This is a genomic window from Sphingomonas sp. EU05-FHT14C10, assembly GCF_058790595.1.
Genome location: NZ_JBYTEN010000001.1, coordinates 252,148 through 273,760, shown reverse-complemented (window position 1 = coordinate 273,760; position 21,613 = coordinate 252,148). Strand labels below are relative to the sequence as shown.

Annotated in this window: 22 protein-coding genes and 1 tRNA gene; 9 read left to right on the top strand and 14 right to left on the bottom strand. The window is 66.6% G+C overall.

From position 1 onward, the window contains the following. The first annotated feature begins 47 nt into the window (after positions 1 to 47). Positions 48 to 953 carry a LysR family transcriptional regulator gene (locus AC3WT0_RS01320; protein ID WP_492750802.1) on the top strand — a complete coding sequence of 302 codons (906 nt, stop codon included), beginning with the start codon at positions 48 to 50 and terminating at the stop codon, positions 951 to 953. A gap of 48 nt (positions 954 to 1,001) precedes the next feature. Here AC3WT0_RS01320 and AC3WT0_RS01315 read toward each other — a convergent pair whose 3' ends face one another. Further along, positions 1,002 to 1,925, bottom strand: coding sequence for a LysR family transcriptional regulator (locus AC3WT0_RS01315; protein WP_492750801.1), 924 nt, complete (start codon positions 1,923 to 1,925; stop codon positions 1,002 to 1,004). Between the two features lie 97 nt (positions 1,926 to 2,022). On the opposite strand from AC3WT0_RS01315, the gene AC3WT0_RS01310 reads away from it, so the two are divergent. From AC3WT0_RS01310 to AC3WT0_RS01295, 4 genes are all read left to right on the top strand, one after another. Beyond that, a complete protein-coding gene (locus tag AC3WT0_RS01310) occupies positions 2,023 to 2,823 on the top strand; it encodes a type 1 glutamine amidotransferase domain-containing protein (RefSeq protein ID WP_492750800.1) in 801 nt (266 codons plus the stop codon). Positions 2,824 to 2,894: 71 nt separating this feature from the next. After that, entirely contained in the window at positions 2,895 to 3,191 is a 297-nt protein-coding gene (locus AC3WT0_RS01305; RefSeq protein WP_492750798.1) for a putative quinol monooxygenase, read from the top strand. 17 nt (positions 3,192 to 3,208) lie between these two features. After that, complete coding sequence (locus AC3WT0_RS01300; protein ID WP_492750796.1) at positions 3,209 to 4,222, top strand: aldo/keto reductase; 1,014 nt, start codon at positions 3,209 to 3,211, stop codon at positions 4,220 to 4,222. A 36-nt stretch (positions 4,223 to 4,258) separates the two neighbouring features. After that, entirely contained in the window at positions 4,259 to 5,362 is a 1,104-nt protein-coding gene (locus AC3WT0_RS01295; RefSeq protein WP_492750795.1) for an NADH:flavin oxidoreductase/NADH oxidase, read from the top strand. Between the two features lie 33 nt (positions 5,363 to 5,395). Here AC3WT0_RS01295 and AC3WT0_RS01290 read toward each other — a convergent pair whose 3' ends face one another. Further along, positions 5,396 to 7,426 (bottom strand): putative bifunctional diguanylate cyclase/phosphodiesterase, encoded by a 2,031-nt coding sequence (locus tag AC3WT0_RS01290; protein ID WP_492750793.1) that lies wholly within the window; start codon positions 7,424 to 7,426, stop codon positions 5,396 to 5,398. 91 nt (positions 7,427 to 7,517) lie between these two features. On the opposite strand from AC3WT0_RS01290, the gene moaA reads away from it, so the two are divergent. From moaA to AC3WT0_RS01270, 4 genes are all read left to right on the top strand, one after another. After that, positions 7,518 to 8,528: a GTP 3',8-cyclase MoaA gene (moaA, locus tag AC3WT0_RS01285; protein WP_492751182.1), complete on the top strand. Its 1,011-nt coding sequence runs from the start codon at positions 7,518 to 7,520 to the stop codon at positions 8,526 to 8,528. Next, positions 8,525 to 9,289: an NAD kinase gene (locus AC3WT0_RS01280; protein WP_492750791.1), complete on the top strand. Its 765-nt coding sequence runs from the start codon at positions 8,525 to 8,527 to the stop codon at positions 9,287 to 9,289. The genes moaA and AC3WT0_RS01280 overlap by 4 nt, the downstream gene beginning before the upstream one ends. Positions 9,290 to 9,343: 54 nt before the next feature. Further along, positions 9,344 to 9,418 (top strand) — tRNA-Asn (locus AC3WT0_RS01275). 351 nt (positions 9,419 to 9,769) lie between these two features. After that, positions 9,770 to 10,600 carry an alpha/beta fold hydrolase gene (locus AC3WT0_RS01270; protein ID WP_492750789.1) on the top strand — a complete coding sequence of 277 codons (831 nt, stop codon included), beginning with the start codon at positions 9,770 to 9,772 and terminating at the stop codon, positions 10,598 to 10,600. Between the two features lie 143 nt (positions 10,601 to 10,743). On the opposite strand, the gene AC3WT0_RS01265 is transcribed toward AC3WT0_RS01270, so the two are convergent. The 12 genes from AC3WT0_RS01265 to AC3WT0_RS01210 form a co-directional block, all read right to left on the bottom strand. Further along, positions 10,744 to 11,235 (bottom strand): DoxX family protein, encoded by a 492-nt coding sequence (locus AC3WT0_RS01265; protein WP_492750787.1) that lies wholly within the window; start codon positions 11,233 to 11,235, stop codon positions 10,744 to 10,746. Then, positions 11,225 to 12,025: an HvfC/BufC N-terminal domain-containing protein gene (locus AC3WT0_RS01260; protein ID WP_492750786.1), complete on the bottom strand. Its 801-nt coding sequence runs from the start codon at positions 12,023 to 12,025 to the stop codon at positions 11,225 to 11,227. Before AC3WT0_RS01260 ends, AC3WT0_RS01265 begins: the two co-directional genes overlap by 11 nt. Beyond that, complete coding sequence (gene bufB, locus AC3WT0_RS01255; protein WP_492750785.1) at positions 12,009 to 12,887, bottom strand: MNIO family bufferin maturase; 879 nt, start codon at positions 12,885 to 12,887, stop codon at positions 12,009 to 12,011. The genes AC3WT0_RS01260 and bufB overlap by 17 nt, the downstream gene beginning before the upstream one ends. Further along, positions 12,884 to 13,279, bottom strand: a complete 396-nt coding sequence (locus tag AC3WT0_RS01250; RefSeq protein WP_492750784.1) for an MAPEG family protein — start codon at positions 13,277 to 13,279, stop codon at positions 12,884 to 12,886. Before AC3WT0_RS01250 ends, bufB begins: the two co-directional genes overlap by 4 nt. Before the next feature lie 72 nt (positions 13,280 to 13,351). Beyond that, a complete protein-coding gene (locus AC3WT0_RS01245; protein ID WP_492750783.1) occupies positions 13,352 to 13,675 on the bottom strand; it encodes a BufA1 family periplasmic bufferin-type metallophore in 324 nt (107 codons plus the stop codon). Positions 13,676 to 13,846: 171 nt separating this feature from the next. Beyond that, positions 13,847 to 14,851, bottom strand: a complete 1,005-nt coding sequence (locus tag AC3WT0_RS01240) for a catalase family protein (protein ID WP_492750781.1) — start codon at positions 14,849 to 14,851, stop codon at positions 13,847 to 13,849. 173 nt (positions 14,852 to 15,024) lie between these two features. Then, positions 15,025 to 15,537 (bottom strand): SRPBCC family protein, encoded by a 513-nt coding sequence (locus AC3WT0_RS01235; protein WP_492750779.1) that lies wholly within the window; start codon positions 15,535 to 15,537, stop codon positions 15,025 to 15,027. A 23-nt stretch (positions 15,538 to 15,560) separates the two neighbouring features. After that, positions 15,561 to 16,505, bottom strand: a complete 945-nt coding sequence (locus AC3WT0_RS01230) for a helix-turn-helix domain-containing protein (protein WP_492750778.1) — start codon at positions 16,503 to 16,505, stop codon at positions 15,561 to 15,563. Between the two features lie 249 nt (positions 16,506 to 16,754). Beyond that, the gene (locus AC3WT0_RS01225) at positions 16,755 to 18,314 is read right to left on the bottom strand and encodes a TolC family protein (protein WP_492750776.1); all 1,560 of its coding nucleotides are present in this window, start codon (positions 18,312 to 18,314) and stop codon (positions 16,755 to 16,757) included. After that, positions 18,298 to 20,217, bottom strand: coding sequence for an FUSC family protein (locus tag AC3WT0_RS01220; protein WP_492750774.1), 1,920 nt, complete (start codon positions 20,215 to 20,217; stop codon positions 18,298 to 18,300). The genes AC3WT0_RS01225 and AC3WT0_RS01220 overlap by 17 nt, the downstream gene beginning before the upstream one ends. Then, positions 20,198 to 21,247 carry a multidrug transporter subunit MdtN gene (gene mdtN / locus AC3WT0_RS01215; RefSeq protein ID WP_492750772.1) on the bottom strand — a complete coding sequence of 350 codons (1,050 nt, stop codon included), beginning with the start codon at positions 21,245 to 21,247 and terminating at the stop codon, positions 20,198 to 20,200. The genes AC3WT0_RS01220 and mdtN overlap by 20 nt, the downstream gene beginning before the upstream one ends. A 3-nt stretch (positions 21,248 to 21,250) precedes the next feature. Further along, complete coding sequence (locus AC3WT0_RS01210; RefSeq protein ID WP_492750770.1) at positions 21,251 to 21,517, bottom strand: hypothetical protein; 267 nt, start codon at positions 21,515 to 21,517, stop codon at positions 21,251 to 21,253. Positions 21,518 to 21,613: the final 96 nt, after the last annotated feature.

Below are 21,613 nucleotides of genomic sequence, written 5' to 3'. Positions count from 1 at the left end.
AAGACTTTCTATGCTCTCTAGCCATATCTCTCAGGCATGACTGTGGCATGGAACTGCGTCATCTTCGCTATTTCGTTGCGGTCGCCGAGGAGGGCAGCCTGACGGTCGCTGCGGAAAAGCGGCTGCACACCGCGCAGCCTTCGCTCAGCCGCCAGCTGCGCGATCTTGAGCTGGAGGTCGGCGCCCAGCTCTTCACGCGCGGCGCGCGTGGGATCGATCTGACGCCGGCGGGCCGCGCCTTTCTCGATCATGCCCGGCTGGCGCTGGGGCAGGCTGCGGAGGCGGTGCAGGCGGCGCGGCGCGCCGCGCGCCCGGCCAGGGCGGTATTCTCGGTCGGATTCCTCACCGGACAGGAAGTCGACTGGCTGCCGCATGTCACGCAGATCCTGCGCGCCGAACTGCCGAGCATCGAATTCAAGGTGAGCAGCCTTTACTCGCCCGACCTTGCCGATGCGCTGCAGAGCGGCGAGATCGACCTCGGCTTCCTTCGCGTCGAACAGCGACCCGACGTCGATTATCGCGTGGTCGCCCACGAACCATTGGTCGCGATCCTGCCCAGCGATCATCGCCTGGCGCGGGAGGCGGAGGTCGATCCCCGCGATCTGGAGGGCGAGACCTTCGTCGGCTTCACGGATGTCCCGCATGTCCTGCGCGCCGTGGTCGACGATTATCTGCGGCGGAGCGGCGTGGAGATCACCCCGAGCCACCATATCGACAATTTCGCGATGGGCATTTCGCTGGTCGCTTCGACGCGCGGCGTCGCGCTGCTCCCCGCCTATGTCGAGCCATTGCTGCCCTGGTCGGTGGTCAGCCGGCCACTCAAGGGCGAGCCGCCCACCATCGACCTTGCGATCGGCTATCGCGCCGACAATCCATCGCCGGTGCTGAGGGCGTTTCTCAGCCAGATCGATCGACTGGCGACCGGCCCGGCGGGGATCAGGAACCGGAGGTGAGGCGGGAGGTCCGATTTTGCCGTTCGCTCCGCGCTCAGCCGGCTGACGTCAGCGTGCCGCCGAAACCTCGGCCGCGACGCTTGCGACCAGCCCGCGCAGCCAGCGATGCGCGGGATCGTGCCGGTATCGCACATGCCATGCCATCTCGACCGGGAAGGAGCCGAGATCGACCGGCGGCGCCAGCAGCTTCAATCGCGGATCATGCGCCAGCCTGCGGCAGATCAGCCGGGGCAGGGTGGCGCAATAGTCGGTGACGGCGACCATTTCGGCGACCGCGAAGAAATTGGTGACGGACAAGGCGATATCGCGCCGCAGTTCCTGCCGCGCCAGCGCCTGGAACAGCCCCGCGCGCATCCGCCCCGGCGGTACGACATTGACATGGCGAAGCCCTTCGAACTGCCCGCGCGTGATCGTGTCGCCGATCCCGGGGTGATCCTTGCGGACGACGCATTCCAGCCCGTCGTCCATCAGATGCTGGACGACGAGATTGTCGGGCGGGTCGACGAAGCGCCCGATCGCCATCGCCGTCGTGCCCGAAACCACGCCGGTCTCGGTCAGGTCGTTGCCATAAGGCGTCAGCCGCAGCCGGATGCCGGGCGCGACGGCCTCCAGCCGCGCGACGATCGCGGGGACGAGTACATATTCGACATAGCCATTGGGTGCGATCGTGAAGAGGCGCTCGGCGGTCGCCGGATCGAAATCCTGCTGCCCCAGCACTGCATCGTCGAGCGTCGCCAGTGCGTCGGCGATCACCGGCGCCAGCTCGATTGCGATCGGCGTCGGCTGGATGCCGTAACGCTCGCGGATGAAGAGCTGATCCTGCAGCATCAGCCGCAGCCGCGCGAGCGCATTGGACAGGGCCGGCTGTGTCATCCCCAGCCGCTCGGCGGCGCGGGTGACGTTCCGCTCCTCCATCAAGGCGACGAAGATCGGCAGCAGATTGAGGTCGTAGCGCATGAGATATACTCTCATGGCAATATCTAAAATCCAAGAAATAAACTTCTGGAATGAGTGGGCAAGGCGCATCTGGTCCTCGTCCGGTTCGGACGCAGACTAGCAGGAGGCTCAGATGGCCAAGGGTAAAGTGCTTGTGATCGGTTCCAATGCCACCCGGATCGAAGTCCGGGGCGGCGGCTGGGGTGAAACCGGCCAGTATCTCAACGAAACCGTGGTGCCTGCCATGGCGCTGGTCGATGCCGGCTACGAAGTCGTGCTGGCGACGCCGAACGGCGCCAGGCCGACGATCGACGCCGCGTCGGACTCGGCCGACCATTTCAGGGGCGACGAAGCCGCCTATCGCAAGGCGCGCGACTATTTCGACCATGATCCGGCGATGAATATGGTCCGCACGCTGCGCCAGGTGATCGACGAGGGGCTCGACACCTACGCCGGCGTCTTCGTCCCCGGCGGGCAGGCGCCCGTCGTCGATCTGATGCAGGATGCCGAGCTTGGCGAAATCCTCCGCCACTTCCACGAAGCGGCGAAGCCGACCGCCTTGCTCTGCCACGGCCCGATCGCGACCACGGCGGCGATGCCGCACGCCCGCGAATTTCGCGCCGCGCTGATCGCCGGAGACATCGAAAAGGCCAGGCTGTGGGCGAAGGGCTGGCAATATGCCGGTTACCGGATGACCGTCTTCTCCGCGACCGAGGAAAAGGTCGTCGAGGATCATATCCTCCACGCCAGAATCTACTTCGACATGCCCTATGCGCTGGGCGCAGCGGGCGGCGAGGTGACCACCGGTGCCGTCGATTTCGAACCTAAGGTAGTAATCGACCGCGAGCTCATCACCGGGCAAAATCCCCGCTCGGATCGCCCGATCGCTGTGAAGCTGATCGAGGCCCTCGACGCGAAGCGCGTGGGCGCATGAGGACAAGAATGACAGGCGGGGCGCTTCGCCGGCGCTCCGCCGACCCGGCACATGGCAATGGGAGGCGCAAGATGACGACCAATGTGAAGATCGTGGCGGTACTTGAAGCGCTTCCCGGCAAGGCGGACGCCCTGAAGGCATTGCTGGACGGGATGCTCGCACCCTCGCGCGCCGAACCCGGCAATCTCCGCTATGATCTGTGGCGCGATCAGGCGGACGCCAGCCGCTTCCTGCTCGACGAGCTTTATGCCGATGCGGGTGCGGTGGCGAGCCACCGGGCGACACCCCATTTCCAGAACTATCTCTCCCACATCGGCGACCTCGCGGCGCGCACGGCCTTCGTGCTCGACGCTGCCTCGGTCGCCTGAAGCAAAGGATCATCATCATGGCACTCAAGGATATCCTTCCCGGCAAGCTCGGCTTCGGCGCCGCTCCGCTGGGCAACATGTTCCGTGACATTCCCGAGGCCGAAGCGCTCGCGACGGTCGAGGCGGCGTGGAACGACGGCATCCGCTATTTCGACAATGCGCCCTTCTACGGCGCTGGCCTCGCTGAAATCCGCATGGGCGATGCGCTCGCCGCCCGCCCTCGGCACGAGTATGTGATCAGCACCAAGGTCGGCCGCGTCGTGCTCGACGAGATCGAGGATGCCGGCGGCCGCGACAATGGCGAGAAAGGCGAGGTCTTCAAGCACGGCCGCCCCAACAAGGTGGTCAACGACTATTCCGAAGACGCGACGCTGCGCTCGATCGAGGATAGTCTGAAGCGGCTGAAGACCGACTATATCGATATCGTCTGGGTTCATGACGTCGCGCAGGATTTTTACGGCGACGAATGGCTCGGCATGTTCGAAAGCGCACGCAAGGGGGCGTTCAAGGCGCTCGACCGGTTGCGCGGCGAAGGCGTGATCAAGGCCTGGGGGCTGGGCGTCAATCGCGTCGAGCCGATCGAGCTTCTGCTCGAACTCGATGGGCCGCGCCCCGACGGATCGCTGCTCGCCGGGCGCTACACGCTGCTCGATCATGACCGCGCTTTGCAGCGCCTGATGCCCAGGGTCGCAGAACGCGGGCTCGGCATCGTGGTCGGCGGCCCGTACAGCTCGGGCGCGCTCGTCGGCGGACCCAATTTCGAATATGCGCCGGCGACCCCCGCGATCCTCGACAAGGTCGCGCGAATCAAGGCGATCGCCGATCGCTACGGCATCAGCATGAAGGCCGCAGGCCTGCAATTCTCGCTCGCCAACCCCGCCGTCGCAGCGGTGATCCCGGGCGCCAGCCGCCCGAGCCGCATCGCGGAGGACAGCGCGGCGCTTGCCGAGCAGATTCCGACCGACCTCTGGCGCGAGCTGCGCGAAGCCGGCCTCGTCAATCCCGCAGCCCCCCTCCCGGGGCTGGCCTGAACGGCCGGCCCCAGCTCTTCCCCCTCGGAGATCAACATGCCGCAACCGACTCTGTTCACGCCCTTCGGGCTTGGAAAAATGTCCCTCCGCAACCGCATCATCATCGCGCCGATGTGCCAATATTCGGCCGTCGACGGTTCGATGACCGACTGGCACCTCATCCACCTCGGCAACCTCGCGCTTTCGGGCGCCGCGCTGCTGACCATCGAGGCGACGGCCGTGCTTCCCGAAGGCCGGATCAGCTATGCCGATGTCGGCCTGTGGAGCGATGAGAACGAAGCGGCGATGGCGCGTACGCTGGAAAGCATCCGCCGCTGGTCGGACATGCCGATCGCGATCCAGCTTGCCCACGCCGGTCGCAAGGCCTCGACCGATCTGCCGTGGAAGGGCGGGGAGCAGATCCCGTCGAGCCACGTCAATGGCTGGCGGACGGTCGCGCCCTCGGCGCTCCCCTTCGAGGGCAGCGACGAGACGCCGATCGCGCTCGATCGCGCCGGCATGATCCGCATCCGCGATGCCTTCGCCGCCGCCGCCACGCGCGCCGCCCGGCTGGGAATCGACGCAGTGCAGATCCATGCCGCGCATGGCTATCTGCTCCACCAGTTCCTTTCGCCACTCTCCAACCGGCGCGAGGACGAATATGGCGGCAGCCTCGAAAACCGGATGCGTTTCCCGCTCGAAGTCTATGACGCCGTGCGGGCGGCCTTCCCGGCGGACAAGCCCGTCACGGTGCGCGTATCGGGCACCGACTGGGTCGACGGCGGCTGGACGATCGAGGAAACGATCGCCTTCGCCAAGGCGCTTGAAGCACGTGGCTGCGCGACCATTCATGTGTCGAGCGGCGGCCTCGATCCGCGCCAGGCCATCCCGGTTTCGCCCAATTACCAGGTTCCGCTGGCCCGCGCCGTCAAGCAGGCGGTCAGCACGCCGGTGGTGGCGGTCGGGCTAATCACCGACTTCGATCAGGCCGAGGCGATCGTCGCGACCGGTGATGCCGATTTCGTCGCGCTCGCCCGTGGCATCCTCTACGATCCGCGCTGGCCCTGGCATGCTGCCGCGCATCTCGGGGCGACGATCAAGGCGCCGGACCAGTATCTGCGCTCGCAGCCTTACCGCTATCGCAACCTGTTCTCGGATTGACATGATGACGGCCGGGCTGAGCCCGGCCGTTGGTCAATGGCCGCGATGGGGGCGCTCGACCAGCTCGGCCAGCGCTTTGGTGCTGAGCGGCTCCGCGCACAGAAAGCCCTGATAATAGGTGCAGCCTTCCTCGGCGAGGAGCGCCAGCTGTTCCTCGGTCTCGACGCCTTCGGCGACGACGCCCAGCCCCAGCGAACGCGCCATTTCGATCACGCCGCGCACCACCACGCGGTCGCGGCTCGATCCGGTGATGTCCTCCGACAGTCTTTTGTCGATCTTCAGATAATCGAGCGGCAGCGCCTTCAGATAGGCAAGGCTCGAGTAGCCCGTGCCGAAATCGTCGATCGCAACGCGGCAGCCGCCCGCGCGCAGAGCCGCCAGCAGGTCGGCAGCGCTGCTCAGATCGTCGATCAGCCCGCTTTCGGTCAGCTCGACCGTCAGCCGCACGCGCGGAAAACCCGCCGCATCCGCAATCGCCAGGAAATGCTCGGCAAAGCCCGGCCGCCCGATGTCGGCCGCAACGATGTTGACTGACAGGCGCAGCCGCGCGAGCGCGCCGTTCCACGCCGCCGCCTCGGCGATCGCGCGCCGCTGGATATGGTCGGAAAGCTCGACGATATGGTCCGAACGCTCGGCGGCGGCGAACAGCGTTGCCGCGCCCAGTTCGCCATAAGTGGGATGAATCCAGCGCGCGAGCGCCTCGACACCCACGATCTCGCCCGTCGCGATCGCGACCTGCGGCTGGAAGAGTATCTCGATCTCGTCCTGCGCCAGCGCGCGGCGCAGATCGACCGCCAGCGCATCGTCCCACGCCGCCGCCACCGCCTCGTCGCCGCTCAGCCGCCGGATCGGCGCGCCGTCCTGCTCCTTCGCCTCGGCCAGCGCGGCGCTCGCGCGGCGCAGCAGCCCGGTAACCTCGGCCCCGTCATCGTCGGCAATCGCGATCCCCACCCGACAACCTAGCACGAAAGTATCCGCGCCCGAGATGAAGGGGCGGGCGACCGCCTCGACAATATCCCCTGCCAGCAGGTCGATCCGTTCGGCCGACATGCCCGGCGCCACGCCGACGAGGAACTCGGCTCCCGCCATGCGCGCGACCAGAGTCCGCCGCCCGCTGGCGTCGAGCGCCACACGCTCGATCCTCCTCGCCGCAGCCTTGAGCAAGGCATCACCCGCCGCGCGCCCATAGGCGCTGTTGACCAGCTCGAAACGGTTGATCGAAATGAGGAGCAGCCCCGTCCCGGTGCCACGCCTGATCGCCTCGGCGATCCAGCGCCGCGCCTCGCCGCTGTCGGCCAGCCCGGTCAGCGCGTCGCGGTGACGCCGGCCTGGCGTGGTTTCCTGCGCGAGCGGCTCGATCGTGCCCGCGATGCCATCGGGCAGGCGGTGGAGATGGTGCGCGACGCTGGCGTCGCTGCCCGGCATCAGGTGCGTGAAGGCCGTCGCGTCCGCCCCGTCGCGCAGCCGGCGCAGCGCCTCGCGTGCGGCGCTTCGCCCTTGCGGATCGAGCAGTGTATAGAGCATCCGTGGCGCCGAGACCGCACCGATCTCGCCCGCCAACGCATCGCTCAGCATTATGCGCCCTCCGGTCAGGCGCCAGTTGAGCTCTTCGCTTCGGCTCGCGCCCGGCGCGCCCGACGAGCGCCAGCCGGCCGCCATCCTCTCGGCATGCCGCTCGGCGAAGCGCAAAGCCTGACCCAGCTCTGCCTCGCCGAACGGGCTGGCGAGATAATGGGTGGCGCCGGCCGCATGACATTCATCGAGCCGCTCGACGTCGCCGCGCGATAGCAGGATGAGCAAAGCTGCGGCATTGGACTGCGCCGGATCGGCAAGCGCACGCAGCGCCTCTACCCCCGCATCGAACGCGCCCCGCGCGTCGACCACGGCGATCGCCGCCCCGCTGCCGATGAACCGCCGCTCGATCCCCGCCGCGCGCCGCGCGGCGATCGCGCGCCAGCCGGCGCGCGAAACCGCAGCCGCCAGCTCGTCGCGATGCCTGAAAGACAGGATGAAGAGCGGCTGGCCGACGGAACTGTGCAAGGGCGCGATCGGCAACTCGGTCACGTTTCGGTCTCCAGACGAAACGATGCTAGCCGCGCTTTGCCCGCGCGCCAATGCCCTTGCCCCTGCCGATGCGACAGCCTACCTCACCGGGATGGCGACCGTCGCGCCCCCGAAGACCGATGTGCTCGTCGACCGCTATGGTCGCCGGATCACCTATCTGCGTATTTCGGTGACCGATCGCTGCGATTTCCGGTGCCGCTATTGCATGTCGGAGGAAATGACCTTCCTACCCCGCGCCGAGTTGCTCTCGCTGGAAGAGATCGCGACGATCGCCGATCGTTTCGTGGCCCGCGGCGTCGACAGGATTCGCCTCACCGGCGGCGAGCCGCTGGTCCGGCGCGGGATGGCGACGCTGGCGCGGAGCATCGGCGCGAATCTTGGCCACGGTCTTTCCGAGCTCACCATGACGACCAACGGCTCGCGCCTCGCCGAGGCCGCGCCCGAGCTCGTTGCGGCAGGCATGAAGCGAATCAATGTCAGCCTCGACAGCCTCGATCGCGAACGCTTCGCCTGGATCACGCGCCGCGATCGGCTCGACGATGTGCTGGCGGGCATCATGGCCGCGCGCGACGCCGGCCTCGCCGTCAAGATCAACATGGTGGCTCTTGCCGGTGTCAACGAGGATGAGATCGTGCCGATGCTGCGCTGGTGCGGCGAGCATGGCTTCGACCTGTCGCTGATCGAAACGATGCCGCTCGGCCGGATCGACGAGGACCGGCGCGACCGATTCCTGCCGCTGACCCGCGTGCGTGAGGAAATCGAACGCCAATTCGCCTTGCTGCCAACGCAGCATCGCACCGGCGGCCCCTCGCGCTATTCGCTCGTCGAGCCGCTGGGTATCCGGCTGGGCTTCATCTCGCCGCTCACCAATAATTTCTGCGACAGTTGCAATCGCGTAAGGCTTACGACGAACGGGCATCTCTATATGTGCCTGGGGCAAGAGGATCGGGTGGACCTGAAAACCGCACTCCGCGAAGGCGGCGTCGATGCGCTCGACGCTGCGATCGACCAGGCGATGGCCGCCAAGCCGCGCCGGCACGAATTCGACATCGATCGCGCGCGGCCGGCCGTCTCGCGCCATATGAGCGTCACCGGCGGATGAAGCGCGCGCTTGTCGCGTCACCGGTCGATGCAGCTCGTTCGGCCGAGGCAGAGCTGCGCGCGCGCTACGAATGGGTCGATCCACGCGAGGCCGATCTGATCGTCGCGCTCGGCGGCGACGGCTTCATGCTCCAGACGCTTCACGAAATGCTCGAGCGGCGGCGAATCGTACCGGTCTACGGCATGAATCGCGGTACGGTCGGCTTCCTCATGAACGCCTATGATGCGACCGGGCTCGACGCGCGGCTGGCGCGCGCGCGCAGTTTCGCCGTCACGCCGCTGCGCATGGAGGCCCTGACGATCGAGGATGAGCACTTCAGCCTGCCGGCGATCAACGAGGTCTCGCTGCTCCGCGAAACGCGCCAGACAGCCAAGCTCGAAGTCACGGTCAACGATCGCGTCGTGATCGAGGAACTCGTCTGCGATGGCGTGCTCGTTGCGACCCCCGCCGGCTCGACTGCTTATAATCTCTCGGCGAACGGCCCGATTCTCCCGCTCGGCTCGGGGCTTCACGCACTCACGCCGATCAGCCCGTTCCGCCCCCGGCGCTGGCGGGGCGCAGTGCTGCCCGAAAGCGCGCGCGTGCGTTTCCGCGTGCTCGATCCCGTGAAGCGCCCGGTCAGCGCCGTCGCCGACCAGCGCGAAGTGCGCGACGTGACCAGCGTCGAAGTGTCGATCGACCATTCGCTCCCGCTCAGCCTGCTGTTCGATCCCGAGCATGCGCTCGACGATCGGATCGCCATGGAACAATTTATGGTCTGACCGGCTTGCCTTTCCTGAAAAGCCGCTGCTATAGGCGCGCCTCGCCTAGAGCGTTCCCCGGTAGCTCAGCGGTAGAGCATCCGACTGTTAATCGGACGGCCGCCTGTTCGAATCAGGCCCGGGGAGCCATCCTTCTTCGGAAAATGGTTACACAGCGAACGTCGCCTTTCCATGGCGACGCTTCGGCTGCGCGCGTCATTCCGCGCCGCAATTTCGTCCGCCACCGACCTATACCAATATATAGTCTGGCATCTGCGCCTGCTTGTGCCAATTTCACCTTCGTCGCCGATGACCGGCGAAGAATTTCGGGGAGGGCAGGCTATGACGATGCAAGACTCCGATTCAACGACTGGCCACACTCTGGACGTCACGCGCCGCACAGCGCTTGGCGGCCTGACTGCCGCAGCCATTCTCGCTTCGCTTGCCGAGCCGGCGATTGCTGCCGTTCCTGCGCTTCAACATTCAAATGGAGACCATGACATGGGCATGATTACGACGAAGGACGGCACCGAGATCTTCTACAAGGACTGGGGTCCCAAGACTGCGAAGCCGATCGTGTTCCATCACGGTTGGCCGCTGTCGGCCGACGACTGGGATACGCAGATGCTGTATTTCCTGGCGCAGGGCTATCGCGTGATCGCGCATGACCGGCGCGGCCATGGCCGATCGAGCCAGACCGATCTCGGCACGGATATGGACACTTATGCTGCCGACGTCGCGGCGCTCACCGATCATCTCGATCTCAAGGGCGCCGTCCATATCGGCCACTCGACCGGCGGCGGCGAAGTCGCCCGCTATGTCGCGCGCGCCAAGCCCGGCCGCGTCGCCAAGGCCGTGCTGGTCAGCGCCGTCCCCCCGATCATGGTCAAGTCCGACAAGAATCCGGGCGGTCTGCCGATCGAGGTGTTCGACGGGCTGCGCAGCGCGCTCGCCGCGAACCGTGCGCAATTCTATCTCGATGTCGCCAGCGGTCCTTTCTATGGCTTCAACCGTCCCGGTGCGAAAGTCTATGAGGGCACGATCCGCAACTGGTGGCGCCAGGGCATGCAAGGCGCGGCCAAGGCGCATTATGACTGCATCAAGGTCTTCTCGGAAACCGACTTCACCGACGATCTGAAGGCGATCACCGTGCCGACGCTGATCCTCCACGGCGACGACGACCAGATCGTGCCCTATGAGGATGCCGGCGTGCTTTCGGCCAAGCTGGTCAAGGGCGCCGAGCTCAAGATCTACAAGGGCTTCCCGCACGGCATGCTGACCACGCACGCCGACGTGCTCAATCCCGATCTGCTCGCCTTCATCCGCAAGTAAGCGGCCTCGAGTTCGGGCGCTGGCCCAATCCCTCCCGGCCCGCGCCCACGCACCGATGCGCGCCATTCGTCCCTCCGAATGGCGCGCATATCGTTTGTGCGAGGCCGGACCGGGAATCTGGCGGACGGCTGCCTCCTGCGTGCTCAGCGGGACCGAAACAGCCAGGCGAGCGCGCGATCGAGCGACAGGGGGCCGCCGCTCAGCGCCATGACGCCCAGCGCCAGCCCAGCCCAGTATAGGTGGAAATTCGCCCAGCCCTCGGGAACGACCAGTTGGATCACGCCGGTCATGATCAGCAGCCCCAGCGCAGCGAAGCGCGTCGCGAGGCCGAGCAGAAGGAGCAGAGGCAGGGCGATCTCGGCACAGGCCGTCATATAGGCGAGCAGCATCGGCGACGGCAGGTCGACGAGTTGCCCGAAGAGGTGCAGCTTGAACTGATCCTCGAACAGGAACTGCGTTCCCAGCGACAGGGTGGGGAAGGGATCCCAGCGCGTCAGCCCGGATCGGAGGAAAGGTAACGCAAGCGCGATCCGCATCACCGGCGGTGCAGCGTAGCTGCCAATGACTCCGAGCGTCTGCGCCGCGCGCGCGGTCAGGCCGTCGCCCCGAGCCGTATGTCCGTCGTTAAAGTTCATCTTTCACAATCCCTGTTTGCTCGCCGGTAGCGAAGCCTGCGAAAGTCCCGGCTGCGAACAGCCGGGGGAGCATTTCGGTGACATTCAGACCGGGCTCGGCCTCGATCGCGCGGGGCATGCTGTCGGCGATGCTTTCCCCGGCCGCGATTGCGGACAGGAAAGTGAAGGCGCCGATCGATAGGTCGAGCACGGCCACCTCGGCACAGGGCCGCAGGATCAGCGCATGCTCCACTTTGTCTTCGATTTCGGGGACGGCAGGTGGGCCATCGCCCTGATGAAGGCGCCAGACCGAAAGCGCCGGGGTGGCGAAGCGCAGCAGCCGTGCGGAGGGATGCAGGATGAGGCGCAGGCCGGGCCAGCGCTCCGCAGGCAGGGCGCCGAGCGCCGTGGCGGGCATCGAATCGGCGTCGGCCGCGTGATAGCTTTCAAGCCAACGCCATTCGAGCTGTGCGACGTCGGCGAGATAGGTGATCGCGGCGGCGGGCTCGAAGCTGCCGATAAACGCCGGAAAATCTGCGCCATAGGCGAGGAGGACGGGCGAGGCAGGGGGGCTTTGCAGCGCGTGGGTGCGCGCCATCGCGCCGAAGAATTCCTGGCCGACCAGCCGGTCGACCACCGGGAAGCCAGCGCGCAGGGCCTCGATCAGGCCCACCGCGACATTGTTGCGATAGACGGCGAAGCGCTCGACCTCCGCCGCCCCCCGCCGTGTCGTCAGATCGGCGGGCAACGGCGCTTCCGGATCGCGCAGTGCACGGGCGAATGTGGCCTGACGTTCAGCAAGCGAGGGCATGGCGGGCTCCTGCGGCGACGGCGCTCATGCAGGCCTCGGCGCGTCGCGCCTCGGCATGAAGCTCGGTCCATTCGGGAATATCGGCGTCGCGCTCGATCAGCGTCGGGCGCGCGCCGATCAGGTCGATCGCGGCCTGATAAAGCTGCCAGACCGGTTCGGCCACCGGCCGGTCGTGCGAATCGACCAGCAAGGTCAGGCCATTCGCGTCGATACGCGGCGCGTGGCCGGCAAGGTGGATTTCCTCCACCCATTCGAGCGGGAACGCCGCCAGATAGTCGCGCGCCTCGCTGCCGCTGTTGGTCGTTGCGACGTGGACATTGTTGATATCCAGCAGCAGGCCGCAGCCCGTGCGCTTCACGACTTCGGCGATAAAGTCGGTTTCCGCCATCTCGCTTTCGCAAAAGCCGAGATAGGTGGACGGATTCTCGATCAGGATGCGCCGCCGCAACACGGCCTGCACATGATCGACATGGCCGACGACACGCCCGAGCGAGGCGCGAGTATAGGGAAGGGGGAGCAGATCGTTGAGGAAGGCGCCATCGTGCGACGACCAGGCGAGATGCTCCGAAACCAGGATCGGCTCGTAGCGGCGGACGAGCCCGGCAAGCCGATCGAGATGCGCCTCGTCGATCGCGCCGGCGCCGCCGAGCGAAAGGCCGACGCCGTGGATCGACAGCGGATAATGATCGCGGATCGCCCTGAGGTGAAGATGTGGTGGCCCGCCGGCACCCATGTAATTTTCGGCGTGGATCTCGAAAAAGCCGATATCGGGAAGCTCGGTGAGGATCGCCGGCACATGCTGCGGCTTCAGGCCTACGCCGCTGAGCGAAGGCCAGCCGGGCATGGCGTACCGGTTGATCATGCGAGGAGCGCGGCGGCGACCGCCAGCGTGGCGCCCCAGCCGGTCACGAACGCCAGGGTCCTGACGACCGGGATGCCTGCCACATAGACGCCGTAGTGGATGAGGCGCGCAGCCAGATAGATGCGCGCCGCCGGCGCGAGATGCGGGGCATCGGGCGTTGCGATCGTTGCAAGGAGGAGGAGCGGCGCGAACACGGCAAGGTTCTCGACCGCATTGGCATGTGCGCGGTGCGCGCGTTCGGCCCAGGCAGGCAGCGCCGGCGTCGCATCGCGGTTGCCCATCGCCGCCATAAGACCGCCGCGCACCATGAGCGCGACCGTGTAGGGTAGCCACATCAGCACGGTTGCGAGAGCGACCAGGGCGAGATCGGATTGCGCGGGCGAAAGCGCCATCGAAGATATGTCCGGACGAGAGGGGGCGGGTGCGATCGGGCGGGGGTGGACCGCCCGATCGCGTTTCGGGGGTCAGGCCTTGGGGGAAAGGCTGCCCGGCCCCTTGGGGGTCTTGATCGCGGTGCAGGTGCCCTTGGGGACGAGCTTGAAGGCATTGCCCTGATAATCGACTGTGCTGGTTCCGGCGCAGGTGGTGCCAGCGCCGGCATAGCAGTCATTCTTGCCCTTCAGCGCGGCCCCGAAGCACGGCTCGACCTTGCCGGCCTTCACCAGCGCAGTGTGATCGGCCTTCAGCTTTTCGCGCTGGGCCGGCGTATAGTCCTTGGCCGCGACGGGGGCGACGGCACCAGCAGCCGCCAGTGCGCCGATGATGAGAGTCGAGACTTTATTGGACATTCTTACCTCCAGAGGATGCCCCGCGCGCGCTGATGCGGCGGCGTTGCGTTATAGCTTCGATCCCCGCGACGTTCCGGCGCGAGAACCGACGACAGGGCTATGGGATCGGCGGCCCGCAATCTTGCGCGATGTTGCGGTACGTCGCTCCTCGTTGCGTTGCGGGCTGTCCCGTCATGCCGTCGGGGCGTCGCGCTGGGCGGTCGCGCGCCGTTGCGCGCTCATCTCGTAGATGATCCGGCGGAAGCGATTGACGCTGCCGAGCGGGCGGAAGCGCGCGGGCGCATTCCAGGGATCGAAAGCCATCATGTCGATTTGCCGGCGCAGCGCCTCTGCCTTGGCGCTCCCGATATTCTGCCGGGGAATGATCAGGCTCGCTATCTCGGCCGGGCGCGAAATCTCCGGAAGCCAGTCGACCGACGCATCCTCGATCGGCGTCCGCTCCGCATCCACATAGGGCTGGATCGCGAGGCGATATCCAATCCGTCCTACCGCGAGCCGACGGGCAAAATCGAGCGAGAGTCCATCGTCGCCATGGTCCAATGTGCTTTCGATCGGCGTGGTGTCCGCCATCGGTCGAAGCTCGAAACGGGCAGGCTGTTCGCCCCACAAATAGGGGACTGCGCTCCAGAAGCGCTCATCCGCCAGGCTCGTGCAGAGGCGAAAACACGCCTTCATCTGCCGGGCGATCCTGTGCGCCTCGCCTTCCCCCATGCTTTGCGCGATGCGCGCCAGAAACATGTCGGGGGCATCCGCCCGGACAAGGGCGAGATCGCGCGATTGCCGTGCGTTGCGGGCAAAGGCGATGGGGCAGTTGGTGAGCAGCAGATCGTGGACATGACCGCCCGGCAGCGTGAGCCGCATCGCGAAGCCGCGCATGTCGGGCATGCTGTCGGATTGAAAGGACGGGCTGGCGTTGGACAGGCGCAGCGTGACGGGCAGGCGGGTGCCGGGTTGGAAATGATCGACCGCCAGTTCGGCTGGCATGGCGCGATCGACGATCAGGACGGCGTTAGCGAGGCCAATGACGCCTTTTGCGAAGATCGGGCGCGATGCCGTCCCGTTTCTTCTCTCTTCGCTGTCGCCGCGCACCCGCGCCATGATGTCCAGCGCCCAGGACCGGAAGATGATCTCCTCCGACTGTAGCGAGGCGCCTTCATAGACCTCGGCCCAGCACATGCCCGATCTCATCCGGACGATATGTTTTTTTGTCGGCCAGCGGCGCCTGACGATCTCAGTCGTGCGATCGCGACATGCTTCGCCATGGCATCCCTCACAAATCCCCGCTTGCATCCTAATGCGCAAGCGCCTCCTTGCTTGAGGCTTGTTGCTCGGGATGGAACGGGATTGTCTCAGCGGCCGCGCGAAGGGTGATCGGCCAGCTTTTCCGTTTCCTCCGCAGCGGGCGGCGCCAGCGCTTCGATACGGGATTTCAGCCGCCTCTGGATCCGCGCGATCTCGGACAGGAAGGACCGCGTGACGACGGGGGCCGCGAGCGCGACGATCCCGCGGAAGCGCAAATGCAGATCCCGTCGCAGAAGCGTCGAACGCCCGGCAGGAATCAGGCTGTCCTCGACCCGGACGATGATCGTGCCCAGCCAGCGAGGGTTGAGCGTCATGGGCTGTCGGTATGCAATGCGATCGGGACGGTCCATCGCCGCGATCACGCCCCGGCGCGTGCCCCAGGGGCTGGTTTCGACATAGGTCGTGCCAACGCCGATCGGACCGGGCGAAATCGCGCTCGCCCCCCTGAAAACCAGCGAATGAGGCAGCCAATCGCCATAGTGGCGGAGGTCCGCCAATATATCGAAGATCATGGCGCGGTCGCACTCGATCAATATCTCTACTCGTCTGGTCAGCCGCATTGCATCCCCCCGTTGCAAGACGGTCAGTTGCGACGAACGGACCGGCGGCGGCCCATCTCGCGCGCATAGACCGCCGGCGTGCTGCCCATCTGCCGATGGAATCGGCGCGTGAAATGGCTCTGGTCGGCAAAGCCCGTCATCAACGCGATCTGGGCGAGCGGCAGATCGGTATCGCGGATCAGCGCTTGTGCACGGCGGACCCGACACTGTTCGATGAACTGGCTGGCGGTGTGGCCGGTGCTGCGCTTGAACAGCCGGGTGAAGTGGAAACGGCTGACGTTGACGACGGCGGCAAGATCCGCAAGGCCGATGGTGCGATCGATATTATCTTCGATGAAGCTCGTCAGCCGCGCCAGTTCCACCCGGCCGAGCGGCGTCGGATCATGCCGTTCGGGGGCCTCGAACGCATTGTAGCGGCGCAGCAGATGCGCGGCGATCGCGACAGAGATCGCATCGACGATCAGCGCCTGCGCGGGATGCGGCTCCATATCCATCTCGGCCAGCAAGGTCAGCGCCAGCCGCTCGATCACCGGATCGCGCACTTCGAACATGTTGCGGATCTCGACTTGCGAAACGCAACGCTTGCCGGTCTGCTCGGCGGCTCGGGTAACGAGCGCCGCCGGCACGCGCAGGCGCGCCGACGTGGCGGAATCGCCTTCCCAGGTCGAATCATAGCCAGCGGGCATGACCAGCGAGACCCCTGACGATATCAGGCTCTCGTGAACCGTTCCGGCGCGGCCTTGAACGAGCCGTCCGCTACCTGAGGCGCAATAGCTGATCAGATGGTGATCGAGGCCCGGATGGCTTTCGGCGCAATCGACACGCGGAGCGTGGACATCCACAATGACGCCGTCCCACCCCCGATTGCGGCTGGTGACGGTGGGGCGTTGCGGGCGGGCGTCGAGAATCTCGTCGATCGAGATCAGCTTGCGATTCAGCGCAGGATGTACGTGCGATGTCGCTATCATCGATGTCGCCAATCAGATTTACCGGTTTACAGATACTTGTGCGTGCCGGCGGAATAATTCCCCAGAACGTTGCAAGCGCATTGCGCCAACATCTGATTCTTCCCGATATATGACGCAACTCTTGTCTTTGGGGAAACGTTTGTCCGCCGAGACCATGGCCTGTGCACGGCATAGATATGCGAGCGCCGAATCTCTTGGACCGGGATGCGCTGTTTTGAACGGTGTTGCGCGGCACGCGCGTGGCTTAAATCACGGGCTTGTGCCCAGTATGCCGCTTGCCAGCGCGAGCGTCGCGGCGGCGGATAGCGCCATGCTGTAGGAGTCGCTGTATGCGTTTCGCGCCTCGAGCAGTTGCCGCTCGGCAAGCATGATATCGGTCGAGCTGCCGACGCCGTTGCGATAGGCCGCAAGCGCGGCGTCGAAGGTCGTCTGCGCTGCGACCAGCAGTTCGCCGGCTGCTTCGTGCGCGGCAAGACTGGTACGCAGCGCATTGTTCGCCACCACCATCTGCTGGATCGCGTCGTTCCTGACGCGGTCGAGCGTGGCGCGCGCGCTATCGGTGCGCGTTCGGGCCTGTTCGAGCGCGGCCTTGCGTCGCCCGCCGTCATACAGAGGAACGGTGACTCCGCCGACGACGGTCGCGCCCAGCCGCCGATTCGTGATATTGAGCGTCGGGCTGTCCCCCGATCCGATCGCGGGCAGCCCGCTGAGCGACAGATCGCCGCCGGCATAGGTGCCGTTCGCCGAAACGAAGAATTTGGGCAGGAATTCCGCCCGAGCCGCCCGCTCGCCTGCCTGGCTGGCCTTGAGCGAAGCATAGGCCGCCAGCACGTCGGGCCGCCGTCCCAGCGCCGACGCGATCACCTTGTCGACATCGTCGCCCAGTGCCGGGGTCAGCTTGTGGCCGGATGCATCGGCGATCGACATCCTGATGAGCGGCGGAATGCCGACGGCCGCGAGAAGATCGACATAAGTATCTTCCGTCGCACCCCTCGCCTGCACTTCGGCGAGGCGCGCCTGCGCTGTGGCCTGCTTTGCCTGCGCGACTTCGATCACCGTGCCGATGCCATGCTTGTAACGCTGCTCGGCCGCCTGCTGGACCGCCTGGGCGTCGGCAAGCGATCGGGTGGCGCTCGCCGCACGCGACCTGGCGGCCGCGTGGGCGTAGAAGGCGAGGCTGACCTGGTGGATCAGCGTCTGATGCGCGGCGGTGAAGCCGATATCCGCAGCGATCGTCGTCTGATCGGCGCCTTCAACGATCGCCCGCCTTTGCCCGAAATCGAACAGCAGCCATTGCAGCGAAAGCGCGGCGACGCCGCCCCCGACCGAATTGTCCGAACCGGCGCTGAGCCCGAGCGCTGAGGCGCGTCCATGCGAGGCCTGATAGCCGCCGAGCGCGGTTGCCGTCAGGCGCGGCAGATAGCTGCTCCGCGCAATGCCTGCGGCAAGGGCAGCCTCGCGCGCGGCGTTCCACGCCACGCGTGTCGCCGGGCTGTGCGATTCGGCGAGGTCGATCAGGTCGGCAAGATCGTATACGCGCGCCCTGTCGATCGAAGGTTCCGCCGGCAGCGTGGCCAGCGTCTCGTTGGTCGGCAGGACATAGCCGGCGGACACGGGCGGCGAAGACGCGGCCGGGCTACCGGGGATGATTTCGCCGTTGGCGGCGGTATCCGGACGCCATGGCCGATCCGGCGCATCGGGCGCCTGCTGGGCATGACGCCCTGCCGCGAATGTCGGAAACGCCAGCGCGGCAGCCGCCAGCGCGGCGAGCCACGTCGACATGACGAGGGGATCAGGCGCGCGCGGCAAGAGCAGTCTCCAACAGGTTGAGCTGGTCGCGCGCGCGTCGCTGGCGACCATTTACGGGGCGGGGTGCCGATTGGGCGGGTGGGGGATCGGGCCGGTCGCCCGAATGCCGAGCGAGGCGCTCCAGTTGCGCTGCCGCCGGCGTCCAGAAACGCGCATCGTCGTCGAGCAGCAACGGCTGTTCGAGCGCGGCGGCGGCGTCGAGCGCGTCGTCGCGCCGGGCGATCCAGTCGGCGGGCGGGCGCACCGAAGCGGGCTCATAGGGAATGAGCGCAAGATCGCCGCGCAGCGCGGCGAACCGGGCATGGATGGCCGGCGCGCCTCGCCGGCGCGCGTCGAGCGGCAGGCGCGCGAAGGCGGCGAGCGCGTCGAGCAAGGCAGCGAAGCTCTGCTCGATACGCTGCGCGACGCTGACCGGCCAGACGCGCGTGAACATCAGGTAGACGACGAGATTGCCGATCAGGATCCCGATCACCCGGTCGCGCGCGATCGTCAGGTCGAAGGCCGGGCCGGCGCCCTGGATCACGCAGAGGAAAAAGGCGAAGGCGAACTGGAAGCCGGCATATGCGATGCGCGGGCTTCCGGCGGCGATCCATCCGCCGCACAACGCGCCTGCGAAGACGACGGCCAGCAGCCCCCAGATCGAATCGAGCGCGGGCATCACCCAGACGATCGCCGCCGTGCCGATCGCGCCGCCCGCAAGGCAGCCCAGAATGCGCAGGCTGAGCTTTTCGACCGTCTCGCCCGTCGTGCCGAGCGCGACGATGTAGCAGGTGATGAGGCAGGTATGGATGCCCGGCCAGTCGAGCAACACATAAAGGAAGTAGCAGAGCATCGCCGCCGCCGTCGTCTTGATTGTATAGCGGAGATGCTCGGGATTGGTGAAGGCGTCGGACAGGAAGAAGCCGGCCTTCGCCGCTTCAGACGCCTGCGCCTCGGGCACGGGATCGGCGAAATGAAGCAGCACGGTATCGAAGTCCCGGACCAGCGCGCGCGAATCCGCAGGCAGGTCATCACCGCCCGCCGGCGGCGTGATTCCGACCGGATAACCGCCCTTGTCGAATGCGCGCGCCATCGCCTCCAGTGTTTCCGCCGCTTCGTCTCGCCACCGCGCCGTGATACCCGGCTCGGCGCGGATTGCGTCGACCTGCTGCAACAGGGTGGCGGTGGAATAAGCGGCGGCCGTCAAGCGAGGCGCCGCGTCTGCCGCGATCGTGCGTTCGACATGCGCGAGGTGGAGGCGTTCGAGTATCTCGCCGGCGCCTTCGTCGCGGTAGTGCGCAAACCGCTGGCGCTGCCCATCGGCGGGGTCGCGCAGCATTGCGGCGGCCGCGCGGAGGCGATCGGCAATCCCGCGTTCGGCGAGGCGACGCGGCGCGGGCGCGATGAGCAGGTTCACGACCAGCGAGACGCCCGCCGGGATGCCGACGAACAGCCAGGCGTAAAGCAGCGCCCGCGTCGCCAGGTCGCCGGATGGGACGAAGCCGAGCAGATCGAGCGCATAAGCGACGATCATCGCCAATATGGCGCCGATGGGACGCAGTTTGCTGGCCGAGGCGAGGAAGAGGAAGAAGATCGAGGTCATCGCCATTGCGACGACGCGCCATGCGGGCGCGTCGACGACGAGCATTGCAAGCAGCAGCACCAGCCCGATGACGATCGAGATCAGCACGGCGAAGGCAAGATTGAAGATCAGGCTCGTCGTGCGCTCGGGCCGGTTGAGGAAGAAAACGATATAGGCGGTCAGCGCCGGATCGGGGGTGCCGTAATATTGGGCGACGAAGGTCGTCAGCACGCAGATCAACGCCAGCCGGAAGGCCAGTTCGGCGCGGTCGCGCGTCGGCGCCAGCAACAGGGAAAGCGCCGCGCGCGCGCCGCTTCCCTGGTCAGCGGCAGGCTGCGCCATGACGCACTTCGATCACGGCGCTCGCGCCCAGCTTCATCAGTTGCGCGGGCGGGCCGTCGAGCTTCACGCGCACCGGGAAGCGCTGCGCGACCCGCACCCAGTTGAGCGATTTTTCGACATAAGGTACCGAACGCGGCAGGTTGACCCGATCAGTGTCGAGCACGCCCGATCCGATGCCGTCGACCTTGCCGCGGATCGCGTGCGAGCGGTCGATCAGCGAATAGACGGTGGCGCAATCGCCCAGCGCGACATGCCGCAGCGCGCCTTCGCGGAAATTGCCCACCGCATGCCATTCCTCATCCGCGACGAGCGTGAACAGCGACTGCGAGGGCGCGACCATCTCGCCGGACAGCACGGCGAGCCCGACCACCCGGCCATCGTGCGGCGCGCGTACCGTCGTGTCAGCGAGCGCTCGCTTCGCCAACACCAGCGCGGCTTCGCGCGCCTGCACCGCCGCCGTCGCGCCCGCGACCGTGTCGATCGCGGTATGCGCTGCGGACTGTTGTTCGCGGGCCTGCGCCAGCGAAGTATTGGCGTCGCGCAGCGCTACTTCCGCCTGATCGAGCTGCTGGCGCGGGATGTAACCGCTTTCGGCGAGCGGCTTCAGGCGTGCGACCGTGCGCGCGGCGAGCGCCTGATTGGCGGCGGCGCGGCCGACCTGATCGGTGGCGATCGTCGCCCCCGAACGCTGCGTCGCGACGGCGCGCCCCTGCGTGCCGAGCGCGGCCCTTGCCAGCGCCAGCTCGGCCTGTGCCTGCTCGACCGCCGCCTGATAGGGAAGAGGATCGATCTGAAACAGCAGATCGCCCCGGCGGACATGCGCATTCTCGGCGACCGCGATCTTCAATATCCGACCGCCGACCGCCGCGGCCACATGCACGACCTCCGCGTCGATCGTCGCGTCGTCGGTCGACGGATAGCGCTTCGACCGGTCGAGGCTGTAGGCGAGCAGCGCAATCGCGATCAGGACGATGACGAGCACGGCGATTTTTGCAGCGTTGCGGGTGCGGCGTTGGCCGGCGACTTCCATCGCTTATTGCCCCAGCCAGAGCCAGGCGAGACTGGCGGCGATCACGCCGACCGCCACGCAAAGCAGAAGCTGCGCTGGAATCGCTTCGGAAAGGCCGCTGGCCACCAGCGCCAGACGCGTCGCCAGCGCGGCCGCGGCGCCGACGATCCCGCAAAGGATCCAGATCGGAAAATAGGCGCCGAACAGGCTGAGCGTGGGCGCCGATCGCCGTGCGCACCCTGACACAAAAAAGCAAGCCGGAACCCAGACAGCCATGGATTTCAGCCGCATATACTTACCCCACTGTTGCGCCGTGAACCCGCAAGGGATGTAACCTGCGCTCCGACCCGCATCAATCATATAGCGGCCAATCCGGACGCTTTCGCC

What these genes read in the sequence shown, in the direction of transcription:
- mdtN (WP_492750772.1), bottom strand. Translation starts at nt 21,247, where the DNA reads ATGGAAGTCGCCGGCCAACGCCGCACCCGCAACGCTGCAAAAATCGCC.
- AC3WT0_RS01295 (WP_492750795.1), top strand. Translation starts at nt 4,259, where the DNA reads ATGCCGCAACCGACTCTGTTCACGCCCTTCGGGCTTGGAAAAATGTCC.
- AC3WT0_RS01280 (WP_492750791.1), top strand. Translation starts at nt 8,525, where the DNA reads ATGAAGCGCGCGCTTGTCGCGTCACCGGTCGATGCAGCTCGTTCGGCC.
- moaA (WP_492751182.1), top strand. Translation starts at nt 7,518, where the DNA reads ATGGCGACCGTCGCGCCCCCGAAGACCGATGTGCTCGTCGACCGCTAT.
- AC3WT0_RS01260 (WP_492750786.1), bottom strand. Translation starts at nt 12,025, where the DNA reads ATGCCCTCGCTTGCTGAACGTCAGGCCACATTCGCCCGTGCACTGCGC.
- AC3WT0_RS01245 (WP_492750783.1), bottom strand. Translation starts at nt 13,675, where the DNA reads ATGTCCAATAAAGTCTCGACTCTCATCATCGGCGCACTGGCGGCTGCT.
- AC3WT0_RS01220 (WP_492750774.1), bottom strand. Translation starts at nt 20,217, where the DNA reads ATGGCGCAGCCTGCCGCTGACCAGGGAAGCGGCGCGCGCGCGGCGCTT.
- AC3WT0_RS01265 (WP_492750787.1), bottom strand. Translation starts at nt 11,235, where the DNA reads ATGAACTTTAACGACGGACATACGGCTCGGGGCGACGGCCTGACCGCG.
- AC3WT0_RS01320 (WP_492750802.1), top strand. Translation starts at nt 48, where the DNA reads ATGGAACTGCGTCATCTTCGCTATTTCGTTGCGGTCGCCGAGGAGGGC.
- AC3WT0_RS01270 (WP_492750789.1), top strand. Translation starts at nt 9,770, where the DNA reads ATGGGCATGATTACGACGAAGGACGGCACCGAGATCTTCTACAAGGAC.
- AC3WT0_RS01305 (WP_492750798.1), top strand. Translation starts at nt 2,895, where the DNA reads ATGACGACCAATGTGAAGATCGTGGCGGTACTTGAAGCGCTTCCCGGC.
- AC3WT0_RS01300 (WP_492750796.1), top strand. Translation starts at nt 3,209, where the DNA reads ATGGCACTCAAGGATATCCTTCCCGGCAAGCTCGGCTTCGGCGCCGCT.
- AC3WT0_RS01230 (WP_492750778.1), bottom strand. Translation starts at nt 16,505, where the DNA reads ATGATAGCGACATCGCACGTACATCCTGCGCTGAATCGCAAGCTGATC.
- AC3WT0_RS01250 (WP_492750784.1), bottom strand. Translation starts at nt 13,279, where the DNA reads ATGGCGCTTTCGCCCGCGCAATCCGATCTCGCCCTGGTCGCTCTCGCA.
- AC3WT0_RS01315 (WP_492750801.1), bottom strand. Translation starts at nt 1,925, where the DNA reads ATGAGAGTATATCTCATGCGCTACGACCTCAATCTGCTGCCGATCTTC.
- AC3WT0_RS01210 (WP_492750770.1), bottom strand. Translation starts at nt 21,517, where the DNA reads ATGCGGCTGAAATCCATGGCTGTCTGGGTTCCGGCTTGCTTTTTTGTG.
- AC3WT0_RS01310 (WP_492750800.1), top strand. Translation starts at nt 2,023, where the DNA reads ATGGCCAAGGGTAAAGTGCTTGTGATCGGTTCCAATGCCACCCGGATC.
- bufB (WP_492750785.1), bottom strand. Translation starts at nt 12,887, where the DNA reads ATGATCAACCGGTACGCCATGCCCGGCTGGCCTTCGCTCAGCGGCGTA.
- AC3WT0_RS01240 (WP_492750781.1), bottom strand. Translation starts at nt 14,851, where the DNA reads ATGTGCTGGGCCGAGGTCTATGAAGGCGCCTCGCTACAGTCGGAGGAG.
- AC3WT0_RS01235 (WP_492750779.1), bottom strand. Translation starts at nt 15,537, where the DNA reads ATGCGGCTGACCAGACGAGTAGAGATATTGATCGAGTGCGACCGCGCC.